This window comes from Allobosea sp. 05L423 (assembly GCF_056397745.1).
Genome location: NZ_JBFTOA010000003.1, coordinates 365612 through 389333 on the forward strand (window position 1 = coordinate 365612; position 23722 = coordinate 389333).

Genomic DNA, 23722 nt, shown 5'->3' on the forward strand with positions numbered 1-23722 from the left:
GCGTCATTCTCGAGCGGAGCGAAGCGCAGACTCGAGAATCTCCGGCAGGCAGAGGCCCCTGCGCCATCTCCGGCAAGAGATGCTCGGGTCAAGCCCGAGCATGACGGCGGAACGACGCCATGAGAGCGGTCGCTTCGCTGCAGCGACTTGGTCGATTCGTCGTGGCCGTGCCCTATCTCTGGCTCGCGCTGTTTTTCCTTGCGCCCTTCGCCATCGTCCTGCGCATGGCTTTCTCACATGCTGCGACGGCGCTGCCACCTTATGCGCCGCATTTCGAAGGGCTGGCGCAGCTCGGCGAATTCCTGTCGCAGCTCGATATCGAGAACTTCAAGCTGCTCGGCGACGACCCGCTGTACTGGCAGAGCTATCTCTACTCCCTGCGCATCGCGGCGCTGACCACCGTCTTCGCCCTCGCGATCGGCTATCCGCTCGCATACGCCATGGCTTCGGTGCCGGCGCGCTGGCGCGGCATCCTGCTCGTCTTCGTCATCCTGCCGTTCTGGACCTCCTTCCTGATCCGCGTCTACGCCTGGATCGGCATCCTCAGGCCGGACGGGCAGCTCGACGCGGCGCTCGCCTTCCTCGGCTTCGAGGCGGAGCCGCTGCGCCTGCTCAATACCGAGGCGGCCGTGCAGCTCGGCATGGTCTATTCCTATCTGCCCTTCATGGTGCTGCCGCTCTTCGCGACGCTGGAAAAACTCGATCGCGGGCTGCTGGAAGCAGCGGCCGATCTCGGCGCCACCCCGGTTACGGCCTTCTTCACGGTGACGCTGCCGCTCTCGCTGCCCGGCATTCTCGCCGGCTCGGCGCTGGTCTTCATTCCCGCGGTGGGCGAGTTCGTCATCCCCGACCTGCTCGGCGGCCCGGACACGGTGATGATCGGCAAGGTGCTCTGGAACGAGTTCTTCTCGAATCGCGATTGGCCTCTGGCCTCGGCGGTCGCGGTCGTGCTGCTCGTCGTGCTCGTGCTGCCACTCGTCCTGCTGCAACGGGCGCGCCTGCGGCGGGAGATGGCGGCATGAACCGGCTCGGCCCTGGACTGATCCTCGCGCTGATCGTCGGCTTCGCTTTTCTCTACCTGCCGATCCTCACGCTCGTCGCCTATTCCTTCAACGCCTCGCGGCTGGTGACGGTCTGGGGCGGCTTCTCGACGCATTGGTACGGCGCCCTGATGGCCAACGAGCCGCTGCTCGACGCCGCCTGGCTTTCGATCCGCCTCGGCGTTGTCTCGGCGACGCTGGCGACGGTCCTCGGCACGCTTGCGGCGCTGGCGCTCGCCCGCCACGGCCGCTTTCGCGGGCGAACATTGTTCTCCGGCATGGTCCTGGCGCCGCTCGTGATGCCTGAGGTGGTGACGGGCCTGTCGCTGCTGCTGCTCTTCGTGGCTGTTGATGTCGAGCGCGGCTTCTGGACCGTGACGATCGCGCACGCGACCTTCGGCCTCGGCTTCGCCTGCATCGTCGTTCAGTCGCGGCTCGCCGGCTTCGATCGCTCGCTGGAGGAAGCGGCTCAGGATCTGGGTGCCACGCCCTTCGTCACCTTCTGGACCGTGACCCTGCCGCTGATCTGGCCGGCGGTGGCGGCGGCCTGGATGCTCGCCTTCACGCTCTCGCTCGACGATCTCGTCATCGCGAGCTTCGCGACGGGCCCCGGCGCGACGACGCTGCCGATGCGGCTCTATTCGGCGGTCAAGCTCGGCGTTTCGCCCGAGATCAATGCCGCCTGCACGATCATGATCGCGGCCGTGGCCGTGGTGGTGATCGCGGCGTCGCTGCTGTTGAAGCGCGAGCAGTTGTCCGGAGGTTAAACGGCGGCTGAACGGCGCCCTCAAAGCTCGTTCAGGCGGATTTTGCGAATGTCCTTCTCACGGCAGGGGAATTCTCCCCGCCACGAGACAGGACAAGGATCATGTTCCGCAATCGCGCCCGCATCGGTTTGGCGGCCCTCGCACTGGGCGGCATCGTGCTCGCCGCTTCCACCTTCGCCGGAACAGGAAACGCCCAGGCTTTCGGCGACCGTTACGAACGCGCCTATGAGCGCCCGGCTTATGGCGCCGATTGGCGGCCTGCGCCGCCCGCCGTCCACGGCTTCTGGGGGCAGCGCCGCTGGCATCGCTACTATGACGGCTACGGCATGCGGTCGCCCCCGCCGCGTTCCAGCTATGGTTACGGCTGGCGGTAAGTGTCGCCACGCCGGCTGTGACCATAGGGCGGGCGCGGCCTGAGGGCAGCGCCCGCCTTTTCTGTCATTCGGCGGCGGCGGTGTGCTGGGCGTAGCCGAGGCGCTGGCTGAGCTCCTCGAGCAGCTTCTCGGCCGCATCGGCGATGACCGTGCCGGGCGGGAAGATCGCCGAGGCGCCGGCCTCCATCAGCGCCTCGAAATCCTGCGGCGGGATGACGCCGCCGACCACGATCATGATGTCCGGCCGGCCTGCCTTGGCGAGCGCCGCCTTCAGTTCTGGCACGAGCGTGAGGTGACCTGCCGCGAGCGACGACACGCCGACGATGTGGACATCGTTCTCAACCGCCTGCCGCGCCGCCTCGTCCGGCGTGGCGAAGAGCGGCCCGATATCGACGTCGAAGCCGAGATCGGCGAAGGCCGAGGCGATGACCTTCTGGCCGCGATCATGGCCGTCCTGGCCCATCTTGGCGACGAGGATGCGGGGGCGGCGTCCGTCGGCTTCCTCGAACGCCTGGCACATCAACTGGACGCGCGTGACGGCTGGGTTCATCTCGCCGACCTCCCGCTTGTAGACCCCCGAGATCGCCTTGATCTCGGCCCTGTGACGACCGAACACCTTCTCCATCGCCAGCGAGATCTCGCCGACCGTCGCCTTGGCGCGCGCAGCCTTGACCGCGAGGTCGAGCAGATTGGCATTGCCGGCCGCGCCATTGGTCAGCGCGGTCAGCGTCGCCTGCACCTCGGTCTCGTCACGTTCGGCCTTGAGGCGCTTAAGCTTGTCGAGTTGCTGGGCGCGCACCGAGGCGTTGTTGACCTTGAGCACCTCGATCGAAGCCTCGTTCTCCGGCTTGAAGCAGTTGACGCCGATGATCGCCTGCTGCCCGCCGTCGATGCGGGCCTGCGTCTTGGCGGCGGCTTCCTCGATCCGGAGCTTGGGGATGCCGGCCTCGATCGCCTTGGCCATGCCGCCGAGCGCCTCGACTTCCCGGATATGGCTCCAGGCCTTCTCAGCGAGTTCCGCGGTCAGACGTTCGACATAATAGGAGCCGCCCCAGGGATCGATGATCCGGGTCGTGCCGCTTTCCTGCTGCAGCAGGATCTGGGTGTTGCGGGCGATACGCGCCGAAAAGTCGGTCGGCAGCGCCAGCGCCTCGTCGAGCGCGTTGGTGTGCAGCGACTGGGTGTGCCCCTGCGTTGCCGCCATCGCCTCGATCATCGTGCGCGGCACGTTGTTGAACACGTCCTGCGCCGTCAGCGACCAGCCCGAGGTCTGGCAATGGGTGCGCAGTGGCAGGGACTTCTCGTTCTCAGCGCCGAAATCCTTGACGAGCTTGGCCCAGATCAGCCGCGCCGCACGCATCTTGGCGACTTCCATGAAGAAGTTCATGCCGATCGCCCAGAAAAAGGACAGGCGCGGCGCGAAGATATCGACAGAAAGGCCCGCGCGCTGGCCGGCACGGATGTATTCGACCCCGTCGGCAAGCGTGTAGCCGAGCTCGAGATCCTGCGTCGCTCCGGCCTCCTGCATGTGATAGCCGGAAATCGATATCGAGTTGAACTTCGGCATATTGGCCGAGGTGAAGGCGAAGATGTCGCCGATGATCCGCATCGAGGGCGAGGGCGGATAGATATAGGTGTTGCGGACCATGAACTCCTTGAGGATGTCGTTCTGGATGGTCCCCGAGAGCTTCGCCTGCGGCACGCCCTGTTCCTCGGCCGCGACGATATAGAGCGCCAGCACCGGCAGCACCGCGCCGTTCATCGTCATCGACACGCTCATCTGGTCGAGCGGGATGCCTGAGAACAGCGTGCGCATGTCGTAGATCGAGTCGATCRCGACGCCGGCCATGCCGACATCGCCGGCGACGCGCGGATGATCCGAGTCATAGCCGCGATGAGTCGCGAGATCGAAGGCGACCGAGAGGCCCTTCTGTCCCGCGGCGAGGTTGCGTCGGTAGAAGGCGTTCGAATCCTCGGCCGTGGAGAAACCGGCATATTGCCGGATCGTCCAGGGCTGGTTGACGTACATGGTCGGGTAGGGGCCGCGCAGATAGGGCGGCAGGCCCGGCAGGCTGTCGACGAAGGGCAGCCCCTCGCGGTCGGCGGCCGTGTAGAGCGGCTTCACCGGGATATCTTCCGGCGTCAGCCAGGGGTCGGCCGCCGCTAGCTCTGCAGAGGCCGCCGTCCGGGTGGCGGAGAAGGCGAGTTTCGTGAAATCCGGGATCGCGGTCATGGTTTGCTCCCGTCGGTCCTGTCCCACCAATGGTGGAAATGATGCACCGGTCCGTGGCCGTGGCCAACCGCAACCTCGTCGGCTGCGGCGATGGCGGCGGAAATATAGCTCTTGGCGTGGCCGATCGCCTCCGGCAGCGGCAAGCCCTTGGCGAGGTTCGCCGCGATCGCAGAGGATAAGGTGCAGCCGGTGCCATGCGTGTTGCGGGTCGCAAGGCGGGGGGCGTTGAAGTGTTGGCGCGCTCCCCCGGCGAGCAGGAGCAGGTCGCTGCTGAGATCGCCGCTGCCATGGCCGCCCTTGATCAGGACATTGGCCGCGCCGAGCGCCGCGAGCTTTTCTGCCTGTTCGTCGACCGCCAGTTCCGTTTCCGCGATGCTGGAGCCGAGCAGGGCGGCAGCCTCGGGGAGGTTGGGGGTGATCAGCGTCGCGAGCGGAAAGAGATGCTTGCGGATCGCCTCGACCGCCGACGCTTCCAGAAGCCTCGCCCCCGAGGCCGCGATCATCACCGGGTCTAGCACGACGTTCTTCGCTCCGTGACGCTTCAGCCCGGAGGCGACCGTCTCGATCAGTTCGGCCGTTGCCAGCATCCCGATCTTGACCGCGCCGACATCGAGATCCTCGAAAACGGCGTCCATCTGCTGGGCGACGAAATCGCGCGGCACGGCATGGATGGCGCTGACGCCCTTCGTATTCTGCGCCGTCAGCGCCACGATGACGCTGGCGCCGTAGACCTGATGCGCCGCGAAGGTCTTCAGGTCCGCCTGGATGCCGGCGCCGCCGCTCGAATCCGAGCCGGCGATGGTGAGGGCGATGGCAGTCAAACTCATGTCTCCGGTCAGGCGCTTGCGATGGCCTGCGCGCGTTCGAGCGTCTCGACAACGTCGCAGCCCGTGAAGATGAACGATGCTACGGCGGCCTTGTTCAACGCCTCGCTCTCGGCGGGGCGCCCGGCGAGCCACACTGTTGCGCCGGCTGTGGCGAGCGCTTCGGCAGCCGCCGCGCCTTCTTCGGCATAAGACGGGTCCGAGCCGCACAGGCAGGCGAGCTTCGCACCCGAGGCGCGGAAGGCGCTGACCAGCGCGTCGAGATCGGTGGCGCCGTCCGTGGCGAAGCCGTCGCCGCTCGGCGCGGCAAGGCCACCGGCCTCAAACAGGTTGCGGGCAAAGCCGGCACGCGCGGTGAACTCGGCGACGGAGCCCAGCGTCGCCAGGAAGACGACGGGCCGCTGCGGCAGGGCATCGGCCTTGTCGCGCAGGGCCTCGAACGGCTCCGGCAATCTGACCGAGGGCAGCGCATCCGCGCGCAGGGCCTCACCGGGCGCGATCCGGGCATCGGCTCGGCCGGCGCCGCCTACGAAGGAGCGGATGAGTTCGCCCTGGTTCCGCTCGGCGAGGCTGCCGGGAGGACGCCGTTCTCTGCGGGCGACCTGCGGGACTTCCAGCACGGTCACCGCACCCTCGCCGATATTGGGGAACTCGCTGGTGCCGGTGATCGGCTCCCGGCGCGTCGCCACCGCCTTCATGCGCGCCGCCCTCTGCTCGGCGAGCGTCTTCTGCACGGAGCCGTTGGTGAGCCCGGCGACGATGCCGCGCAGGTCGCCGCTGTTCTGCCGTTCGATCTCCTGAAAGGCCAGCCAACCCTGCTGGCAGAGCGCCTGCGTCAGTGCCTCGAAGCCGCCGGCGCCGGCGGCGGGATCGGCGACGCGCCAGAGGTTGCTTTCCGCCAGGAGGATGAGCTGCGTGTTGCGCGCGACACGGCGCGCGAATGCATCGGGCAGGCCAAGCGCGGCGGTGAAGGGCTGGACGCTCAACGAATCCGCTCCGCCGACCCCGGCCGAGAAGGCGGCGACGGTGCCGCGCAGCAGATTGACCCAGGGATCGCGCCTGGTCAGCGAACGCCAGGCCGTCTCCGCATGAATCCGCGCCGGCTTCGGTGACAGGCCGCAGGCCTGCTGGATGCGGTCCCAGAGCAGCYGCGCTGCCCGGAACTTCGCGACCGTCAGGAATTCGTCGGTATCGGCGACCAGTGTGAAGGCGAGGGTGTCGCGCGCCTCTGCCAGTGAAAAACCCTGGGCTTCGAGCGTGCGCAGATAGGCGACGGCGGTGGCAAGCGCCGCGCCGAGCTCCTGCGCCTCGCTGGCGCCGGCCTCATGGTAGGGGCGACTGTCGACAGTGATGAACGGGCCGGAGAAGCCGTGGTCCTTGAGGGCGCGAATGGTCTCAGTGAGCCGGCGCCCGACCTCGGGCCATGAGACGGCAAGCGAGCCCAGCCCGGCGAAGGCGCCGATCGGGTCGAGGCCGAATTCCACGGAAAGCTCGGCCGGTGCATGGCCGCGCTTCTCGATCAGCGCCGCCAGCAGCAAGGCGTTGATGCGGCCCTCCGGGGCAGGGTCGAGCCGCAGCCGGATGAGATCGAGCATCACGCCGTCGAGCGCGGCATCGAGAGCCGCGACATCGTCGGCGACGAGGCCGTAACCGCGCGCCGCCGGCGCACCTGCAAAGCTGATCGTCAGCGTGTCGGCGCCGCCTTCCAGATCGGCCAGCGCGAGCGCCTGGGCTTCCTTCGGCTCGGGATGGTCGAGCCGGGCGGCGACATGCCAGCGCCCGGCTTCGGCGCGCAGGGCGCGCGCGGCCGAGGCGGCGGCGGGGTAGAGCGGCTCGATGCGGATGCCGTCGGCGCTGCGGCCGACGAGCTGCTTCTCGAAATCCGCGCCCTTCAGAACCTTGTCGACCGCCGCGCGCCAGACGTCATGCGACGGCGCCGGGAAGGCGTCGAGATAGGGAAGGTCGGATGGGGCAGCCGAGTTCATGCGCGCCAATGCTCCTCTTCCGCATAGTGTGCAGCCGTGGAGTGCTGATTGCCATGGGCGCGTGCGCACCGCCATCCCTACTTCGTCGCAGGGCAGGTGCAAGAATAGGGGCAGGGATACGAAAATGCCGCCGCGATTCCGCCCGAAGACGGCGCAGCGGCGGCATCAAATTCCGATTAAATCAGACGAACTGACCGAGGCCGGGAATGGCGCCCACGATCGCGCCCATCGCGTCCTCGCCGGCCTTCTCGCGGCCGACGGCGAACATTTCCTTCGAGACGCTCTGGATCTGGCCCATCGAGAGGCCCGCGCCCATCAGCTGGCCGCCGAGCGCCATCACGCCGCCGCCACCGCCCATCAGCCCGCCGATCGCGCCGAGCATGCCGCCCTTGGCGCCGCCTTCGGCATCCGCGAGCGCCTGCGCGCCCGGCAATGCCGCCATCAGCTGGCCGATCTCGGTCGCCGGACCTTCCTTCTGCAGGAAGGCGAGGATGATGCCGACCGCCTTGCGGGCGAGTTCTTCGTTGATGCCGGCCGCCGCAGCAACCCGCGTGAGCAGTTCTTCCATAGTCCCAATCCCCTCGCCAAAACGGCTTCGCCGCGAAGCCCTCCAAAAATAGTTTACATATTTACGATCTGATTCCAACGGGCTCGGGCTTCCGCCTTCTGCGTCGTTTGGTTACACCCTCCACACAGGTTCTGAGAAATCTCATAGGCGGATGCGATGGCGGATGACGGTGCGATTCTGATCGGCAAGAGTGGCAAGCCTGAAAACTTGTTGCTCAAGCTCGCCAACCGCCACGGCCTCGTGACCGGCGCGACCGGCACCGGCAAGACCGTGACGCTGCAGGTGATGGCCGAAGGCTTCGCCCGCAACGGCGTCCCGGTCTTCGCGGCCGACATCAAGGGCGATCTCTCCGGCATCGTCGCGCCCGGCGATTCCAAGCCGGCCTTCGTCAACCGGGCCAAGGAACTCGGCCTGAAATACGAGCCGGACCAGTTCACCACGGTGTTCTGGGACGTGTTCGGCGAGCAGGGCCACCCCGTCCGCGCCACGATCTCCGAAATGGGGCCGTTGCTGCTGGCGCGCCTGCTCGATCTCAACGACACGCAGGAGGGCGTGCTCAACATCGCCTTCCGCATCGCCGACGAGCAGAAGCTCCTGCTGCTCGACCTGAAGGACCTGCGCGCGATCCTGACCTTCATCGCCGAGAACGCCCAGGAGCTGACCACCAAATACGGCAACGTCACCTCGGCGACCGTCGGCACGATCCAGCGCGCGCTGCTGGTTCTGGAGAACCAGAGGGGCGATCTTTTCTTCGGCGAGCCTGCCCTCGACATCAACGACCTGATGAAGACGGATCGCGATGGCCGCGGCATCGTCAACATCCTCGCCGCCGACAAGCTGATGAACAATCCGCGGCTCTACGCGACCTTCCTGCTCTGGCTGCTCTCGGAGCTGTTCGAGCAGCTCCCGGAGGTCGGCGACCTCGACAAGCCCAAGCTCGTCTTCTTCTTCGACGAGGCGCATCTGCTGTTCAACGGCGCGCCGAAGGCGCTGCTGACGGCGGTCGAGCAGGTCGTGCGCCTGATCCGCTCCAAGGGCGTCGGCGTCTATTTCGTGACGCAGAACCCGCTCGACATCCCGGATACGGTGCTCGCCCAGCTCGGCAACCGCGTCCAGCACGCGCTGCGTGCCTTCACGCCGCGCGATCAGAAGGCGGTGCGTGCCGCCGCCGAGACCTTCCGGCAAAACCCGAAGATCAAGACCGAGGAGGCGATCAGCCAGCTCGCCGTCGGCGAGGCGCTGATTTCGATGCTGGAGGGCAAGGGCTCGCCGGAAATGGTCGAGCGCGCGCTGATCGCGCCGCCGATGGCGCAGGTCGGACCCTGTACGCCCCAGCAGCGCCAGCAGGCCATCAATGCCTCGCCCGAGAAGGGCAAATACGACACCATGATCGACCGCGAGTCGGCCTATGAAATGCTGATGAAGCGCAAGAACCTCAATCCGGACGGCTCGCCCGTCGAGGCTTCGACGGGTGGCAGCGGGGGCGGCGGTATCCTCGATACGATTGGCGGCTGGCTCGGCGGCGGCGCGCCTCAACAGCGCCCGAAGACGGGGCCTGGTTCTCGCGGCGGCCCGCTGCCGCAGAGCATGGCCGAGAAGGTCATCACCTCGGCCGCGCGCTCGGCCGCGACTTCGATCGGCCGCCAGGTCGGCACCGCCATCCTGCGGGGCATTCTCGGTTCCATGTCCGGGAAGCGCTGAGCCCGGTCGTCATTCTCGGGCGGAGCGAAGCGCAGACCCGAGAATCTCCGCCCCGAAAGGGCACTGGCGCCTCTTTCGGCAGGAGATGCTCGGGTCAAGCCCGAGCATGACGAGTTCATTATAGGAACGCTGTCGCCGCCCTTACGCCCCGGTCGCGAGGTCGAACAGCAGCTTGATGTTCAGCAGGATGATGATCGCGGCGACGAGGCCAGCGGTCAGGCTGAGCCAGCGCGGCGCCACCAGAGCACCCATCTTGCCCTTCGATGCGGTGAACATGACCAGCGGCACTACCGCGAAAGGCAGCTGCAGGCTGAGCACGACCTGGCTCAGGATGAGCAGTTTCGCCGTCTGGCTCTCGCCATAGATCAGCGTGACGGCGATCGCCGGTACGATCGCGACGAGGCGCGTCACCAGCCGCCGCATCCAGGCTGGCAGGCGGATGCGCAGGAAGCCTTCCATCACGATCTGCCCGGCCATGGTCGCGGTCACGGTCGAGTTGAGGCCGCAGCAGAGCAGGGCGATGGCGAAGAGCGAGGGCGCGATCGAAGCGCCGAGCAGGGGCTGCAGTAGTTCCTGCGCCTTGCCGAGTTCAGCGACGTCGGTATGCCCGGCTTTGTGGAAGGTCGCGGCGGCGAGGATCAAGATGGAGGCATTGATCAGCAGCGCGAAGCAGAGCGCGACGGTGGAGTCGATCGTCGCGAACTTCAGCGCCTCGCGCTTCTCCGGCAGCGTGTGGCCATAGGCGCGGGTCTGCACGATGCCGGAGTGCAGGTAGAGGTTGTGAGGCATGACAGTCGCGCCGATGATGCCGAGCGCGATGTAGAGCATGTTCGGGTTGGTCACGATCTCGGTCGTCGGCGCGAAGCCGCGGATCACCTCGCCCCAGTTCGGATCGGCGAGCGCGATCTGGATGCCGAAGCACAGCGCGATGACGCCGAGCAACGTGATGATGAAGGCCTCGATCCAGCGGAAGCCGCGCGTCTGCAGCCACAGGATGATGAACACGTCGAAGGCGGTGATCAGAACACCGATCTCGAGCGGGATGCCGAAGAGCAGATTGAGACCGATCGCCGTGCCGATCACCTCGGCGAGGTCGGTGGCGCAGATCGCCAGTTCGGCCAGCAGCCAGAGCGGCCAGGCCATATAGGGTGGATAGGCGTCGCGGCAGGCCTGGGCGAGGTCGCGCCCGGTGGCGATGGCGAGCCGCGCGCAGAGCGACTGCAGGATGATCGCCATCAAGTTCGAGACGAGCGCGACGACGAGCAGCGTGTAGCCGAACTGAGCGCCGCCCGCGAGCGAGGTCGCCCAGTTGCCGGGGTCCATATAGCCCACGGCAACGAGATAGCCCGGGCCGAAGAAGGCCAGGAACTTGCGCCAGGACGAGGAGGTCGGCGTCACCGCGACCGTTCGGAAGACGTCCGTCAGCGAAGGTTCGCCCCGAGACCGAAGCCAGATCGAGGTAGATTCCGGGGCGCCCTGCGACATGATTGGACCTTGCTGCAACTTGTTCGCAATAAGGAGTAGCTGCCGTTCCGGGTGCTGTCAATGCAGTTGCGAAGCGTTGTCAATTAGAGTTGCGACCAGGCCGGGCGGCAATGCATGATTGTGGGCTGACGCCCGTGCGGGCTCTTGCCATGATGGTGTCACCTGAATCGCTTCCGATGGCAGCCATGACCAAGCTCCCCGCTATTCTCGACCGTCTCGACACCGGGCTCGACGGTTCCCTCGAACGCCTGTCTTCCTGGCTCGAAATCCCTTCGATCGGCACCGACCCGGCGTTCAATGCGCAGACGCGCGCCGCTGCCGAATGGCTGAGGGCCGATCTTGAATCTCTCGGTTTCAAGGCCGAGCTGCGCGAGACTGGCGGCCATCCCGTCGTCCTCGCCCATCGGCCGAAGCCGGGCGCGCCGCATGCGCTGTTCTACGGCCACTACGACGTCCAGCCGGTCGATCCGCTGAACCTCTGGGATACCGATCCCTTCAAGCCGACCGTCCGCGAGCTGGAGCCAGGCCGCAAGGTCATCTCGGCTCGCGGCGCCTGCGACGACAAGGGCCAGGTCATGACCTTCATCGAAGCCGTGCGCGCGACGCTCGCCGAGACCGGCGACCTGCCGATCGGCCTGACGATCCTCGTCGAGGGCGAGGAGGAGTCCGGCTCGGTCAACCTTCCTGGCTACATCAAGGCCAATGCCGCCGAGCTGAAGGCCGACTACGCGCTGGTCTGCGACACCGGCATGTGGGACCGCGAGACGCCGCTGATCACCTCGACCCTGCGCGGCATGGTCTATCAGGAGGTGACGCTGACCGCGGCCGATCGCGACCTGCATTCGGGCCTGTTTGGCGGTGCGGCCTGCAACCCGATCCATGTGCTGACGAAAATCCTCGGCGAACTGCATGACGATAGCGGCCGCATCACCGTTCCCGGGTTCTATGAAGGTGTCCACGAGCCGACCAACGCCCAGAAGGCCGAATGGGCCGATCTCAACCTCACGGAAGAGGAGTTCCTCGGACAGGTCGGCCTGAAGCATTCCATCGGCGAGAAGGGGCGCATGCTGATCGAGCAGATCCAGTCGCGTCCGACCTGCGACGTCAACGGCATCTGGGGCGGCTATACGGGGGAGGGCAGCAAGACCGTCATTCCCGGCAAGGCCTCGGCCAAGGTTTCCTTCCGCCTCGTCGGCGATCAGGATCCGGTCAGGATCGCCGAAGCCTTCCGCCAGTTCGTCCGCGATCGGCTGCCCGAGGACGTCACGGCCGAATTCATCAGTCATTCCGGCTCCCCGGCGCTGGCGGTTCCGACGGATTCGCCGGTGCTCCAGAAGGCACGCAAGGCGCTCGCTGACGAATGGGGTGGGCGCGTGGTCTCGATCGGCAGCGGCGGCTCGATCCCCGTCGGCGGCGATTTCAAGCGGACGCTCGGCATCGACACGCTCTTCGTCGGTTTCGGCCTCGACGACGACCGGGTGCATTCGCCTAACGAGAAATATGACCTGTCCTCCTTCCACAAGGGCCAGCGTTCCTGGGCCCGTATCTTGCAGGCTCTTGGTTCATGAGATCGGTTTGCGTCTTCTGCGGTTCGAACCCGGGCAATGATCCCATCTACGCGGCGGGGGCCCGCGCCATGGGCGCCGAGATCGCCCGGCGCGGCCTGACGCTGGTCTATGGCGGCGGTGCCGTCGGGCTGATGGGCATCGTCGCCAACGCCGCGATGGAAGCCGGTGGCCAAGTCCACGGCGTCATTCCCAAGGCACTGAAGGATAAGGAGGTCGGGCATGTCGGACTGACCCGGCTCGAGGTCGTCGACACCATGCACACCCGCAAGGCGCGTATGGCCGAGCTTTCGGACGGTTTTATCGCCATGCCCGGCGGCATCGGCACCTTCGAGGAATTGTTCGAGATCTGGACCTGGGGGCAGCTCGGGATCCATGCCAAGCCGCTCGGCCTGCTCAACGTCGCCGGTTTCTACGATCCGCTGGCGACCTTCCTGGACCAGACCGTCGAAGTCGGCTTCCTGAAGCAGAGTCATCGCGCCATGGCCATGACCGACACCGAGCCGGCGACGCTGCTCGACCGGATGGAGAACTATGTTCCGGCCGCGACCTACAAATGGATCGAGAAGGAGCAGGCCTGAGTTATTCTCGCGCACTGCGTCTCCAGGTTGTAGGAATATTGTCTTGACATCGTGACGCTGATCGTGTAGAGATCAGGAACGCTCACGAAATCTGCCCGAACGAAGCCGCCGCGCCCCCAGCCGGCGGCTTTTTCGTGCCTGCCATCGGGAAGGGACGCATGGCTGAACAGGACGGCACCACGCCGCAACCGCCCTCCCAGCCGAAGCCAAAGCGGGCGACTGTCTCCCGGCGGGCGGTGGTGGGCCAACTCTGGCGCGCCGCCAAGCGCCAGATCGATGCGCATGAGGAGCATCTCGCCGACCTGCCGAAAGGCACCACTGCAAGCGAGGCCGACGCCAAGGCGCTGGCGGTCCTTGCGCGCACCGTGCGCGAGCTGGTCGCGATCGAGGAGCCTCAGGCCGCGAGGAAGGACAAGCATACGGATGAGCCTTCCGCTGCCGACGATCTGCGACATGTCGCACAGCTCCGTCAGGATCTTGCTCGACGTCTTGAAGCGCTGGCCGCTCAGGATGCGGGTGAGCCTTCTCAAGAAGCTGATGCCGACGGCGACCGCGGATGACGTCGAACTCATTCGCTGTACCTGGGACATCTGGGCACGCCCCGATCAGTTGCCGCCCGAGCCGCTGAAGCCGATCTGGCTGGTTTTGGGCGGGCGCGGCGCGGGCAAGACTCGCACTGGCGCCGAATGGGTGAAAGGCATGGCTCTGGGCCATCCGCCCTTCGCGGAGATGCCGACGGAGCGGATCGCCCTCGTCGGCGAGACACAGGGTCAGGTCCGTGACGTGATGATCGAAGGCGTCTCCGGCCTGCTCGCGATCCACACGCGCTGGGAGCGACCGACCTGGCAGCCTTCGCTGCGCCGCCTGCAATGGCCGAACGGCGCGATCGCGCAGGTCTTCTCCGCCGAGGATCCGGAGGGGCTGCGTGGCCCGCAATTCGGCGCCGCCTGGTCCGACGAGCTGGCGAAATGGCCGAACCTTCAGGAGTGCTGGGACATGCTGCAATTCGGCTTGCGCCTCGGCGACAGCCCGCGCCAGGTCGTCACCACGACGCCGCGTCCGGTGCCTCTGGTCAGACGTCTGCTGGTCGAGCCGCATGTCGCGGTCAGCCGGGCGAAGACACAGGACAACCGCTTCAACCTTGCCGCGGATTTCGTCCGAACCGTCACCGAAACCTATGGCGGGACGCGGCTTGGCCGGCAGGAGCTCGATGGCGAGATCGTCGAGGAGAGCCCGGACGCGCTCTGGACCCGCGTGATGATCGAGTCGGCTCGCGAGCGGCAGCGTCCGCCGCTCGCCCGCATCGCCGTCGCCGTCGACCCGCCGGCTTCCTCTTCACAGCGGGCCGATCGCTGCGGGCTGGTCGTGGCCGGCATCGATAGCGACGGCATCGGCCACGTGCTGGAGGATGCGACGCTCGCCGGCGCGAGACCTCATGAGTGGGCCGAGAAGGCTGTCGCGCTCTATCGCCGGCACGAGGCGGACGCGCTGGTCGTCGAGGTCAACCAGGGCGGCGAGATGGTCGAGAGCGTGATCCGCGAGGTCGATGCCGGCGTTCCCGTCGTTTCCGTCAGGGCGACGCGGGGCAAATACCTGCGCGCCGAGCCGGTCGCCGCGCTCTATGCGCAGGGCCGGGTGCGCCATGCCGGCACCTTCCCGGATCTGGAGGACGAGATGTGCGCCTTCGGGCCACGCGGCCTCGAAGGCGGCCGTTCGCCCGACCGGCTCGACGCGCTCGTCTGGGCGCTGACCCATCTGATGCTCGCGCCGAAGGGCCGGCCGCGGGTGAGGGGGATGTAAGGGTGTCATTCTCGGGCGAAGCGAAGCTTCGACCCGAGAATCTCATGACGAGACAGCGCTGGTTTCCGACATGCTCGGGTCGAGCCCGAGCATGACGGCACGTCAGAAAGCGAGATTCCCATGTTCGATTTTCTTCGCAACCTGCGCGGCGGTGCCGCGCCGGACCAGAAGCGTTCGCGCGTCGGGCCGCTGATCGCGCTGCACGAGGCTGGGCGCGCCGTCTGGACCCCGCGCGACTATGTCGCCCTGTCGCGCGAGGGCTATGAGCGCAATCCCGTGGTGCATCGCTGCGTGCGCCTGATCGCGGAAGCTGCGGCGCAGACGCCGCTCGTCGCCAAGGTCGGGGCGCGGGAGATGCCGGAGCATCCGGCGCTGGCGCTGATCGAGCGGCCCAACCCGCGCCAGTGCGGTATCGCTTTCCGCGAGATGCTGTTCGGCCATCTGCTCGTCGCGGGAAACGCCTATGTCGAGGGGGTAAGCACGGGCCGCGAGCCACGCGAGCTTTATGCGCTCAGGCCCGACCGGATGCGGGTCGTGCCCGGCCGCGACGGCTGGCCGGAGGCTTACGACTACACGGTCGGCGGCGACACGGTGCGCTTCCGGCAGGACGAGGGCGAATTGCCGCCGATCCTGCATCTGACGCTGTTCCATCCGGTCGACGATCACTACGGCCTCTCGCCGGTCGAGCCGGCGGCGAGCGCGCTCGACATCCACAACGCCGCCAGCAACTGGCACAAGGCCTTGCTCGACAATGCCGCACGGCCCTCCGGCGCGCTGGTTTATGACGGGCCGGAAGGCGCGACGCTGACCGAGGCCCAGTTCGACCGGCTGAAGCAGGAACTGGAGGATTCCTTCCAGGGCGCCCGCAATGCCGGCCGCCCGCTGCTGCTCGAAGGCGGGCTTGACTGGAAGCCGCTTTCGCTGACCCCGGCGGAGCTCGACTTCGTTGCGGCGAAGGGCGTGGCGGCGCGCGAGATCGCGCTCGCCTTCGGCGTGCCGCCGCTGTTGCTCGGCCTGCCGGGGGACAACACCCACGCCAATTTCGCCGAGGCCAACCGCGCACTCTGGCGCCAGACCGTGATCCCGCTGGTGAGGCGCACGGCGCAGTCTCTGGCGCAATGGCTTGGCCCGGCTTTCGGCGATGACCTTTTGCTGGAACCTGATCTCGACGCGGTCGAGGCACTGGCCGACGAGCGCGAGTCGCTCTGGCGGCGCCTCGGCGCGGCGAATTTCCTCGACGACGACGAGAAACGCGAGGCGGTCGGCTACGGCCGGCGCGCCTTCGGCAAGGAGCGATCATGAACCTGCTCGACCAGATCGTTACAGCCTTCATCGGCCGGGCCGATGTCGGCCATCTCGGCCTGCTGCTCTGGGCGGCGAGCGCCTCCGGCCTCGCCTGGCTCGTCCTGCGCGAACTCACGGCCGCGAACCGCCGCTTCGACGACTTCGTCCGCGAACTCAACCGCTTCAATGCACGCCACGAGGGGGACCAGTCATGAAGGGCAGTAGCGACGCGAAACCTCCGTCGAAGCGGCAGGGGGGTGGACGGGCACAACCAGCCAAGGCGCGTCCCCAAGGGGTGACGACGGAGACTTTCAGCAGCTTCGTCCGCAACCTTGCGAAGCTGGAGGGCGGGCGTCCGCGAGCCGGCAAAGGCGGGGAGGGCGGCCAATGAGCGGCTCGCATCGGCTCCCGCTCGAATCCAAGTTGCTGCCGCTGCAGCCGGCGCGCGTCATGCCGGACGGGGTCTTCGAAGGCTATGCCAGCCTCTTCCGCATCCCCGATCTCGGCAAGGACGTAGTCGAACCCGGTGCCTTCCGCGACAGTCTCGCCCGGCGTGGCCCCTCCGGCGTCAAGCTGCTCTGGCAGCACGACCCGGCCGAGCCGCTCGGCCGCTGGCTCAGTCTCGCCGAGGACAGCCGCGGCCTCTTCGTCCGCGGCAGGCTTTCGCTCGTCGTCACCCGGGCTCGCGAAATCCACGCCCTGATGCGGGAAGGCGCGATCGACGGGCTGTCGATCGGCTTCCGCCCCGAGCGCGCCCGCAACGAGCCCCGCACGGGCCTGCGCCGGCTTGAGCGCGTCGACCTCTGGGAGGTCTCGATCGTCACCTTCCCGATGCTGCCCCAGGCCCGGATCAGTGCCGTCAAGACGGCCTGGCCCCGGCCCGCTTTCGCCTGACCATCACCCTGAGGAGAAGCCATGACCCATCTCGACACTGCTCCGGAGACCAAGGCCGCCGGCGCGGATCTCGCGCTTGCCTTCGAGGACCTGCGCTACACGCTGGAGAGCTATCGCGCCGCCAATGACGAGCGCCTCGCCGGGATCGAAACCCGCCACGGCGCCGATCCGCTGACCGAGGAGAAGCTCACCCGCATCGATGCCGCGCTCGACGATACCATGCGCCGCATCGACCGGCTGACGCTGGAGCGCGCCCGTCCGTCCCTCGGACAGGACGGTCCGGCCCGCGACCCGCTCGTCGCCGAGCACAAGGCCGCCTTCGCGGCTTATGTCCGCACCGGCGAAGCCGGCGGGCTGAAGCGGCTGGAGGCCAAGGCCCTTTCCGCCGGCTCCGGCCCGGATGGCGGCTACCTGGCTCCTTCGACCGTTGAGGGCGAGATCCTGCGCCGCCTGGCCAACGTCTCGCCGATCCGTTCGCTGGCGACGGTGCGGACAATCTCGTCGGGCACCTACAAGAAGGCCTTCTCCACTACCGGCCCCGCCTCCGGCTGGGTAGCGGAGACGGCAGCGCGCCCGCAGACGGGCTCGCCCACCCTGGCTGAACTCTCCTTTCCGGCGATGGAACTCTACGCCATGCCGGCCGCGACGCAGACGCTGCTCGACGACGCCATCGTCAACGTCGACCAGTGGATCGCCGAAGAGGTCGAGAGCGCTTTCGCCGAGCAGGAGGGCGCTGCCTTCGTCAACGGCGACGGCACCGACAAGCCCAAGGGGTTCCTCGCCTATCCGAGCGTGGCCGATGCGAGCTGGGCCTGGGGCAATATCGGCGTGCTCAACACCGGTGTAGCCGGCGCCTTCGCCGCCTCGAACCCGTCCGACGTGCTGGTCGACCTGGTCTATGCGCTGAAGGCCGGCTATCGCCAGAACGCTTCCTTCGTCATGAACCGCAAGACGCAGGCCGCCGTCCGCAAGTTCAAGGACTCCACCGGGAATTATCTCTGGCAGCCGCCGGCTTCCGCCGGTGCGCCGGCGACCTTGCTCGGCTTCCCGCTGGTCGAGGCCGAGGACATGCCGAATATCGCCAACAACGCGGTCTCGATCGCCTTCGGCGATTTCCGGCGCGGCTACCTCGTCGTCGACCGGGCGGGCGTGCGGATCCTGCGCGACCCGTACTCCGCCAAGCCCTATGTGCTGTTCTATACGACCAAGCGCGTCGGCGGCGGCGTCCAGGACTTTGCGGCGATCAAGGGGCTGAAATTCGCGGTCTGAAGTTGCTCAGTGCGAAAACCACCAGCTGAAGGCAGCGCGCGGCTGGGCCGCTTCGTTCGGTTGCGCTTCGCCGCCGAATGAAAGCAGCCGCGCGCTACCCTCGGAGATCCAGCCGCGGTAATCGCTGATCGGCGTGATGGCGGTGAAGCCGCCGCAAATGCGCCGGGCGCGCGTGTTGAGCGGTCCGCTCGACCAGCTCACGATTCCCACGAGGTCCCGCGACTGCGTCGAGCCGCGCAGCACCGGGCCGCCGGAATCGCCGCGGCAGGCGCCGGCGCCCGGCGCTTCGCCGCGCGCCTCGACATCCACCGCGACCTTGACCGTGTTCTGGGTCGTATAGTTGCCGGCGTTGAGCAGCGGCGTTTCGCGCAGGCGACGGGCGGTGCGCTTGTTGTTCTCGGCCGAGAGGCCGAAGCCCGCCATGGTGACGGTTTCGCCCTGCCATAGGCCGCCGCCCAGTGTGAGCGGCTCAATGTCCTGCGGCAGCGGCTGTGCCAGTCGCAGCAGGGCGAGGTCGGTGCCGGGCTGCGTACGCGGCGTGGTGCCGGGCACGAAGCTCGGATGCGGCAGGACCGCAACCACCATCTGCCGCCGCGCCCGGAAACGGGGATCGAGGCTGACGACGCTGATCGAGCCACCGCCCATCAGGCAGTGCGCGGCCGTCAGCACGATCTCAGGCGCGATCACAGCGCCCGAGCACAACTCGCCGCGGCTGGTCTCGACCCGCACGGTCCAGGCGCGGGCGCCATGGGCATCGCGCGAGTCGGTGCCTCCGACGACAGCCAGGGCGGGCTGCGCCGTTGCGGCAGCCAGAAGGGAAAACGCGAGAGCGGCAAGCGAGCGCAGGATCATGACGTGAACCAGTGGACGGCTGATCAATCTAGGAGGTGGCGCGGCGCAGTCCAGCGTTTTCACCGGCCCCTCGACCAGCGTGCCGCTTCGCCCCATCGGGACAGTGTCGCGTCGATCCAGTGTCGCTGCGGCGCGACCAGGATGCCCTGGGTGAGGAGTCCGCAATTGCGGCCTTTCGGACCGGTCGACCAGCTGGTCACGGCGCTGATGCCGCCATCGGCGAAGATCGGTCCGCCGGAATCACCCTGGCAGGCGCTGGCGCCCGGCTGCTTGCCGACACCGGCCGGATCCGCCGCCCAGAGCAGGATGCGGCTCGGGCCATAGGGCTCGATGGCTGCCAGCGTGGCGGATCGGTATGTACCCGTGCTGCGGGCCTCGCCTTCGCGGGCGACCCCGTAACCGGCGAGCGTCACGGAGCTTCCCGCTGGAGGCAGCGGCCCGTCGATCAACTCCGCCGGGGCGAAACGCGCCGGCAGAGGCTCGGCCAGCCGGATCAGAGCGAGGTCGATCGAGCGCCGCCGGCTGCGGATCGCACCGGCATCGAACTCGGGATGCAAGCTGACTGTCGCAGGCGCGATCAGAACGGGCTCTCCCGCCTCGCGCCAATGAATGCGCAGTTCCGTTCCGCCGGCGGCGCAATGAGCGGCCGTGAGAATGGCGCGCGCCGATAGCACGATCCCGCTGCACACACCGCCGCGGGCGTTGAGGACCATCAAGGTCGAGTCGGCGGCTGGTCCGCCTTCGCGGCCGCCGACCACGGCCTGCGCGGGCAGGGGGCCGAGCCCGCAGACCGCGCTGCCGAGCGAGGCGGCGACGATCCAATTCGCGATGCGCATGAGTGCTCCTTTCCGACGGAACGCTGATAGCGCGCCGCGCTCCGCAATTGAACCGTCCAGACGATCCTTATGAAGGGGATGAACATGACGCCGCTCGCCCTGGCTCCGCCGACGGCGGAACCGGTCACGCTCAACGAGACCCGGCTATTCCTGCGCCTGGACCATAGCAACGAGGATGATCTGCTCGCCACGTTGATCACGGCCGCACGGCTGATGATCGAGGCGGCGGCGGGCCGTTGCTTGATCGAGCAGCCCTGGCGCATCGTTCTCGATCGCTGGCCCGGCAATGGCGAGATCAGGCTGCCGCTGTCACCGATCGCCCGGATCGAGGCGGCACGGGTCTACGATGTGCTCGGGGCTCCGCAACCGGTCACCGAGGCGGCGCTCACCCTGGACAGAAATGCCGACCCTCCGCTGATCCGCGTGACCGGGGAACTGCCGGAGATCGGCCGCAATCACGGCGCGATCGAGATCGACATCGTTGCCGGATACGGGGCGACGGCCGCCTCCGTTCCCGCCCCGCTGCGCCAGGCGGTGCTGAGGTTGGCCGCCCGCTGGTTCGAGGAGCGGGGCGACGTTGCCAGCCGTGACGCGCGGGCCCTGCCCAGCGCGATCGCCGCGCTGGTGGCCCCATTCCGCCGTGGAAGGCTCTGAACATGGCGAATGCTGTTCGATCTGCGATCGGCCGGCTGAGGCGTCGGCTTATTCTGGAGGCGCCGGCCTCCACGCCGGATGAGCTGGGAGGATCAACCGAAGTCTTCGAGGCGGTCGCCGCCTTCTGGGCGCAGGTCGAATGGCTCTCGGGCACCGAGCAGTGGCGCCAGGGGCGCCCGGAGCAGGTTGCGACCCACCGCGTGACGCTGCGCTGGCGCGGCGATCTCGATGCCGGCAAGCGGCTGCGCGACGGCGACCGGATCTTCGACATTCGAGCCGTTGCCGATCCCGACGGTTCGCGTCGGCGCCTCCTCTGCCTGGTGGAGGAGGTGAAGCCATGAGCGACGTGGTCCTGGCTCTGCGGGCGGCGATTCAGGCTCGCTTGACGGCCGATGCGGCGCTGACGGCGCTGATCGGTCCCGGGCGCGTCCATGATGAGGCGCCGCTCGCGACGCGCGGTCTCTATGTCGTCCATGGCGATGTCGAGGCCCGCAACGGGTCTACCGGCAGCGAGCGCGGCTGCGAGCAGGAACTCGCACTCGTCGTGTGGGCGGCGCAGAGCGCTTCCTCGCGGCAGGCCTTGGAAGCGGCAGGGCTGATCGTCGGCGCGCTCGACGACGCCGAGCTCGCTCTGGAAGGGCACTCTCTCGTCAATCTGCGTTGGCTGTCGAGCCGGCTCGCCCGCGAACCGCGCAGCGGGCTCGGCCATGTGACGATCCGCTTCCGCGCGGTCACCGAAACACTCTGACATCGGAAGGAGAAGCCGCATGGCGGCACAGAAAGGCAAGGACCTGCTGCTGAAGGCGGCGGATGGCGCCGGCGCTTTCGTCACTGTGGCGGGGTTGAGGGCGAGGCAGATCGCCTTCAACGCCGAGACCGTCGACGTGACTCATTCGGAATCGGCTGGGCGCTGGCGCGAATTGCTGGCGGGGGCGGGAGTGCGCCGTGCCAGCATCAGCGGTTCCGGCATCTTCAAGGACGAGGCCTCGGATGCCCTCGTCCGGCAGAGCTTTTTCGACGGCGTCATCCGGGACTGGCAAGTCGTCGTGCCGGATTTCGGCACGATCGGAGGTCCCTTCCAGCTGACGAGCCTCGAATATCGCGGCGACCACGCCGGAGAGGTCACGTTTGATCTCTCGCTGGAATCCGCCGGCTCGCTCGCCTTCACGGCACTCTGAGGAGGGGACGATGGTCAATCGTCATCGTGGCGAGACGACGCTCATGGTTGCGGGGGATGCCCTATCGATGAGGCTGACGTTGGGTGCGCTCGCCGAGCTCGAGCACGCCTTTGCAGTCGACAGCCTGCCGGCTCTCGGTGAGCGCTTCGTGGATGGCCGGCTCTCATCCCGCGACATTATCCGCATCATCGCAGCCGGCTTGCGGGGAGCGGGCAGGGCAATCCGGGACGAGGACGTGGCAGGCCTGTCCTTCGACGGCGGGCTGAGCGGAGCGATCAAGGCCGCGATCGCCCTGCTCGAAGCCACCTTCGGGGAGGAGGACGCCGACCGCCCTCCGCAGCCGCCGGGGGGGTGAAACCGCCGGCGGCCTTTCCCTGGAACGACGTCATGGCTTTCGGGCTCGGGCGACTGGCCTGGCCGCCAGACCAGTTCTGGGCGGCGACGCCGCGCGAGATCGCAGCCGCTCTGAACGCGCATCGCGGTGTGGCGACCAGTGCCACGGATCGCGCGGCTTTGTCGGCACTCATGGCTGCCTATCCAGACAGCTGACGGCAAGTCCTGAATCAATTTCTGAAGAGGATGATCATGGCCAGCGAAGATGGCGCCGATTCCGTCCGCCCGTCCGATCTGCGGACGATGGATACGCTGACTCAATCTCTGAACAGGTCTTCGGAAAGCTTTGGTAAATCGATCGTAAATGCCTTCTCTCGTGGCGTCGTAGAGGGCAAGCGCTTCGAGGACGTGCTGCGCAGCGTCGGCCGTTCGATGACCGACAGCCTGCTCAAGACGGCTCTGAAGCCCCTCCAGACCGGCCTGTCGAAACTACTCGGCACGGGTGTGGAAAGTCTTACGGGCCTGTTCAGCGGGGGCGTTGGCTCTTCCGGTGGGAGCGTTCCCGTCAAAGCTTTCGCGGAAGGCGGCATCGTTGCCTCCCCTTCCTATTTCCCGACGGGGCGCGGGCTCGGCCTGATGGGCGAGCGCGGTGCCGAGGCCATCATGCCCTTGTTGCGCGGCCCGGACGGCCGGCTCGGCGTGCGTGCCGCGGCCGGCGGCTCGGCGCGCCCGCTCAACGTCGTCGTTCAGGTCTCAACGCCTGACGCCGAGAGCTTCCGCCGTTCGGAAGCGCAGGTCTCGGCCGCGATCGCCCGTGCCGTCGCGCGCGGCAGCCGCGCGCTCTGAGCGGAGAGCGTGATGACCGATTTTCACGAAGTCCGTTTCCCGACAGATGTGGCGCGTGGCGCGCGGGGCGGGCCTGAACGTCAGACGCAGATCGTTACGCTCGCCTCGGGCCGCGAAGTGCGCAACAGCCGCTGGGCTCATTCCCGACGCCGCTATGACGCCGGGCTCGGTGTGCGCAGCTTCGACGCCCTGGCTGCCGTCGTCAGCTTCTTCGAGGAGCGGAGGGGCCGGCTTTATGGCTTCCGCTGGCGCGATCAGCTCGACTGGAAGAGCTCGTCGCCTTCGCGGGAGCCCGCCGCGACGGATCAAGCCATCGGGGTCGGAGATGGCGCCACGAGCGTCTTCCAGCTTTGCAAGTCCTATGGCTCCGGCCCGTCAGCCTATCGTCGCGACATCGCCAAGCCATGCGAAGGAACCGTCCGGATCGCGCTCGATGGCGTCGAACAGCCGACGGCGAACTTCGCCTGCGACACCGCCACCGGGCGCGTCACCTTTGTGCCGGGCTCGGTCCCACCACCGGATGCGACGGTGACGGCGGGCTTCGCCTTCGACGTGCCCGTGCGCTTCGACATCGATGCGATCGACGTCGATCTCTCGGCGTTCGAGGCTGGCGAGATCCCGCGCATCCCCGTCGTCGAGATACTGCCCTGAGG

At 67.6% G+C, this 23722-nt stretch carries 27 protein-coding genes; 19 read left to right on the forward strand and 8 right to left on the reverse strand.

The features are described from left to right. The first annotated feature begins 119 nt into the window (after positions 1 to 119). From AC1DNE_RS09815 to AC1DNE_RS09825, 3 genes are all read left to right on the forward strand, one after another. The gene (locus tag AC1DNE_RS09815) at positions 120 to 1022 is read left to right on the forward strand and encodes an ABC transporter permease (RefSeq protein ID WP_441468635.1); all 903 of its coding nucleotides are present in this window, start codon (positions 120 to 122) and stop codon (positions 1020 to 1022) included. Further along, positions 1019 to 1807 carry an ABC transporter permease gene (locus AC1DNE_RS09820; RefSeq protein WP_441468634.1) on the forward strand — a complete coding sequence of 263 codons (789 nt, stop codon included), beginning with the start codon at positions 1019 to 1021 and terminating at the stop codon, positions 1805 to 1807. The genes AC1DNE_RS09815 and AC1DNE_RS09820 overlap by 4 nt, the downstream gene beginning before the upstream one ends. A gap of 101 nt (positions 1808 to 1908) precedes the next feature. Next, a complete protein-coding gene (locus AC1DNE_RS09825) occupies positions 1909 to 2181 on the forward strand; it encodes a hypothetical protein (RefSeq protein WP_476764960.1) in 273 nt (90 codons plus the stop codon). A 64-nt stretch (positions 2182 to 2245) separates the two neighbouring features. Here the strand turns inward: AC1DNE_RS09825 and scpA are convergent, their stop codons facing one another. The 4 genes from scpA to AC1DNE_RS09845 form a co-directional block, all read right to left on the reverse strand. Next, on the reverse strand, positions 2246 to 4414 hold the full coding sequence (gene scpA, locus AC1DNE_RS09830) for a methylmalonyl-CoA mutase (protein ID WP_476841021.1): 2169 nt from the start codon (positions 4412 to 4414) through the stop codon (positions 2246 to 2248). Then, complete coding sequence (gene thiD, locus AC1DNE_RS09835) at positions 4411 to 5235, reverse strand: bifunctional hydroxymethylpyrimidine kinase/phosphomethylpyrimidine kinase (RefSeq protein ID WP_441468964.1); 825 nt, start codon at positions 5233 to 5235, stop codon at positions 4411 to 4413. Before thiD ends, scpA begins: the two co-directional genes overlap by 4 nt. 14 nt (positions 5236 to 5249) lie before the next feature. Beyond that, positions 5250 to 7223: a methylmalonyl-CoA mutase subunit beta gene (locus AC1DNE_RS09840; protein ID WP_476841022.1), complete on the reverse strand. Its 1974-nt coding sequence runs from the start codon at positions 7221 to 7223 to the stop codon at positions 5250 to 5252. Positions 7224 to 7404: 181 nt separating this feature from the next. Continuing rightward, the gene (locus AC1DNE_RS09845; RefSeq protein WP_149130337.1) at positions 7405 to 7791 is read right to left on the reverse strand and encodes a DUF2267 domain-containing protein; all 387 of its coding nucleotides are present in this window, start codon (positions 7789 to 7791) and stop codon (positions 7405 to 7407) included. Positions 7792 to 7947: 156 nt separating this feature from the next. Between AC1DNE_RS09845 and AC1DNE_RS09850 the strand changes: the two genes are divergently transcribed. Further along, complete coding sequence (locus tag AC1DNE_RS09850; RefSeq protein WP_476764961.1) at positions 7948 to 9492, forward strand: helicase HerA-like domain-containing protein; 1545 nt, start codon at positions 7948 to 7950, stop codon at positions 9490 to 9492. Positions 9493 to 9633: 141 nt separating this feature from the next. Here AC1DNE_RS09850 and AC1DNE_RS09855 read toward each other — a convergent pair whose 3' ends face one another. Next, positions 9634 to 10977, reverse strand: a complete 1344-nt coding sequence (locus tag AC1DNE_RS09855) for an Nramp family divalent metal transporter (protein ID WP_441468629.1) — start codon at positions 10975 to 10977, stop codon at positions 9634 to 9636. Positions 10978 to 11162: 185 nt separating this feature from the next. Between AC1DNE_RS09855 and AC1DNE_RS09860 the strand changes: the two genes are divergently transcribed. Together AC1DNE_RS09860 and AC1DNE_RS09865 are read left to right on the forward strand one after the other, a co-directional pair. After that, positions 11163 to 12545, forward strand: a complete 1383-nt coding sequence (locus tag AC1DNE_RS09860; RefSeq protein WP_441468628.1) for a M20/M25/M40 family metallo-hydrolase — start codon at positions 11163 to 11165, stop codon at positions 12543 to 12545. Continuing rightward, the gene (locus AC1DNE_RS09865; RefSeq protein WP_441468627.1) at positions 12542 to 13123 is read left to right on the forward strand and encodes an LOG family protein; all 582 of its coding nucleotides are present in this window, start codon (positions 12542 to 12544) and stop codon (positions 13121 to 13123) included. The genes AC1DNE_RS09860 and AC1DNE_RS09865 overlap by 4 nt, the downstream gene beginning before the upstream one ends. Here AC1DNE_RS09865 and AC1DNE_RS09870 read toward each other — a convergent pair. Continuing rightward, complete coding sequence (locus AC1DNE_RS09870) at positions 13093 to 13578, reverse strand: hypothetical protein (RefSeq protein ID WP_441468626.1); 486 nt, start codon at positions 13576 to 13578, stop codon at positions 13093 to 13095. The genes AC1DNE_RS09865 and AC1DNE_RS09870 overlap by 31 nt on opposite strands. A gap of 55 nt (positions 13579 to 13633) precedes the next feature. On the opposite strand from AC1DNE_RS09870, the gene AC1DNE_RS09875 reads away from it, so the two are divergent. From AC1DNE_RS09875 to AC1DNE_RS09895, 5 genes are all read left to right on the forward strand, one after another. Further along, positions 13634 to 14923 (forward strand): DNA-packaging protein, encoded by a 1290-nt coding sequence (locus AC1DNE_RS09875; protein ID WP_476764977.1) that lies wholly within the window; start codon positions 13634 to 13636, stop codon positions 14921 to 14923. A 120-nt stretch (positions 14924 to 15043) separates the two neighbouring features. Then, the gene (locus AC1DNE_RS09880) at positions 15044 to 16225 is read left to right on the forward strand and encodes a phage portal protein (protein ID WP_441468625.1); all 1182 of its coding nucleotides are present in this window, start codon (positions 15044 to 15046) and stop codon (positions 16223 to 16225) included. After that, positions 16222 to 16422: a hypothetical protein gene (locus AC1DNE_RS09885; RefSeq protein WP_441468624.1), complete on the forward strand. Its 201-nt coding sequence runs from the start codon at positions 16222 to 16224 to the stop codon at positions 16420 to 16422. Before AC1DNE_RS09880 ends, AC1DNE_RS09885 begins: the two co-directional genes overlap by 4 nt. A gap of 172 nt (positions 16423 to 16594) precedes the next feature. Continuing rightward, the gene (locus tag AC1DNE_RS09890; protein WP_441468623.1) at positions 16595 to 17101 is read left to right on the forward strand and encodes an HK97 family phage prohead protease; all 507 of its coding nucleotides are present in this window, start codon (positions 16595 to 16597) and stop codon (positions 17099 to 17101) included. A 21-nt stretch (positions 17102 to 17122) separates the two neighbouring features. Beyond that, positions 17123 to 18370: a phage major capsid protein gene (locus AC1DNE_RS09895; protein ID WP_476764963.1), complete on the forward strand. Its 1248-nt coding sequence runs from the start codon at positions 17123 to 17125 to the stop codon at positions 18368 to 18370. Between the two features lie 6 nt (positions 18371 to 18376). Here the strand turns inward: AC1DNE_RS09895 and AC1DNE_RS09900 are convergent, their stop codons facing one another. Both AC1DNE_RS09900 and AC1DNE_RS09905 read right to left on the reverse strand, forming a co-directional pair. Continuing rightward, the gene (locus tag AC1DNE_RS09900; RefSeq protein WP_476764964.1) at positions 18377 to 19222 is read right to left on the reverse strand and encodes a S1 family peptidase; all 846 of its coding nucleotides are present in this window, start codon (positions 19220 to 19222) and stop codon (positions 18377 to 18379) included. A gap of 59 nt (positions 19223 to 19281) precedes the next feature. Then, positions 19282 to 20058 (reverse strand): S1 family peptidase, encoded by a 777-nt coding sequence (locus tag AC1DNE_RS09905; protein WP_476764965.1) that lies wholly within the window; start codon positions 20056 to 20058, stop codon positions 19282 to 19284. Between the two features lie 84 nt (positions 20059 to 20142). On the opposite strand from AC1DNE_RS09905, the gene AC1DNE_RS09910 reads away from it, so the two are divergent. The 8 genes from AC1DNE_RS09910 to AC1DNE_RS09945 are packed head-to-tail and all read left to right on the forward strand — an operon-like array spanning position 20143 to position 23720. Then, a complete protein-coding gene (locus AC1DNE_RS09910; RefSeq protein WP_476808972.1) occupies positions 20143 to 20712 on the forward strand; it encodes a head-tail connector protein in 570 nt (189 codons plus the stop codon). A gap of 2 nt (positions 20713 to 20714) precedes the next feature. Next, positions 20715 to 21053 carry a phage head closure protein gene (locus AC1DNE_RS09915; RefSeq protein ID WP_476764967.1) on the forward strand — a complete coding sequence of 113 codons (339 nt, stop codon included), beginning with the start codon at positions 20715 to 20717 and terminating at the stop codon, positions 21051 to 21053. Further along, positions 21050 to 21460, forward strand: coding sequence for a DUF3168 domain-containing protein (locus tag AC1DNE_RS09920; RefSeq protein WP_476841023.1), 411 nt, complete (start codon positions 21050 to 21052; stop codon positions 21458 to 21460). Before AC1DNE_RS09915 ends, AC1DNE_RS09920 begins: the two co-directional genes overlap by 4 nt. Positions 21461 to 21479: 19 nt before the next feature. Next, entirely contained in the window at positions 21480 to 21890 is a 411-nt protein-coding gene (locus tag AC1DNE_RS09925; RefSeq protein ID WP_441468616.1) for a phage major tail protein, TP901-1 family, read from the forward strand. Positions 21891 to 21900: 10 nt separating this feature from the next. Next, positions 21901 to 22245 (forward strand): gene transfer agent family protein, encoded by a 345-nt coding sequence (locus tag AC1DNE_RS09930; RefSeq protein WP_476764969.1) that lies wholly within the window; start codon positions 21901 to 21903, stop codon positions 22243 to 22245. Beyond that, positions 22242 to 22439 (forward strand): rcc01693 family protein, encoded by a 198-nt coding sequence (locus tag AC1DNE_RS09935; protein ID WP_441468614.1) that lies wholly within the window; start codon positions 22242 to 22244, stop codon positions 22437 to 22439. Before AC1DNE_RS09930 ends, AC1DNE_RS09935 begins: the two co-directional genes overlap by 4 nt. Before the next feature lie 36 nt (positions 22440 to 22475). Continuing rightward, on the forward strand, positions 22476 to 23069 hold the full coding sequence (locus AC1DNE_RS09940; protein ID WP_441468613.1) for a phage tail tape measure protein: 594 nt from the start codon (positions 22476 to 22478) through the stop codon (positions 23067 to 23069). Between the two features lie 9 nt (positions 23070 to 23078). Continuing rightward, a complete protein-coding gene (locus AC1DNE_RS09945) occupies positions 23079 to 23720 on the forward strand; it encodes a phage distal tail protein, Rcc01695 family (protein ID WP_441468612.1) in 642 nt (213 codons plus the stop codon). Positions 23721 to 23722 lie beyond the last annotated feature (2 nt).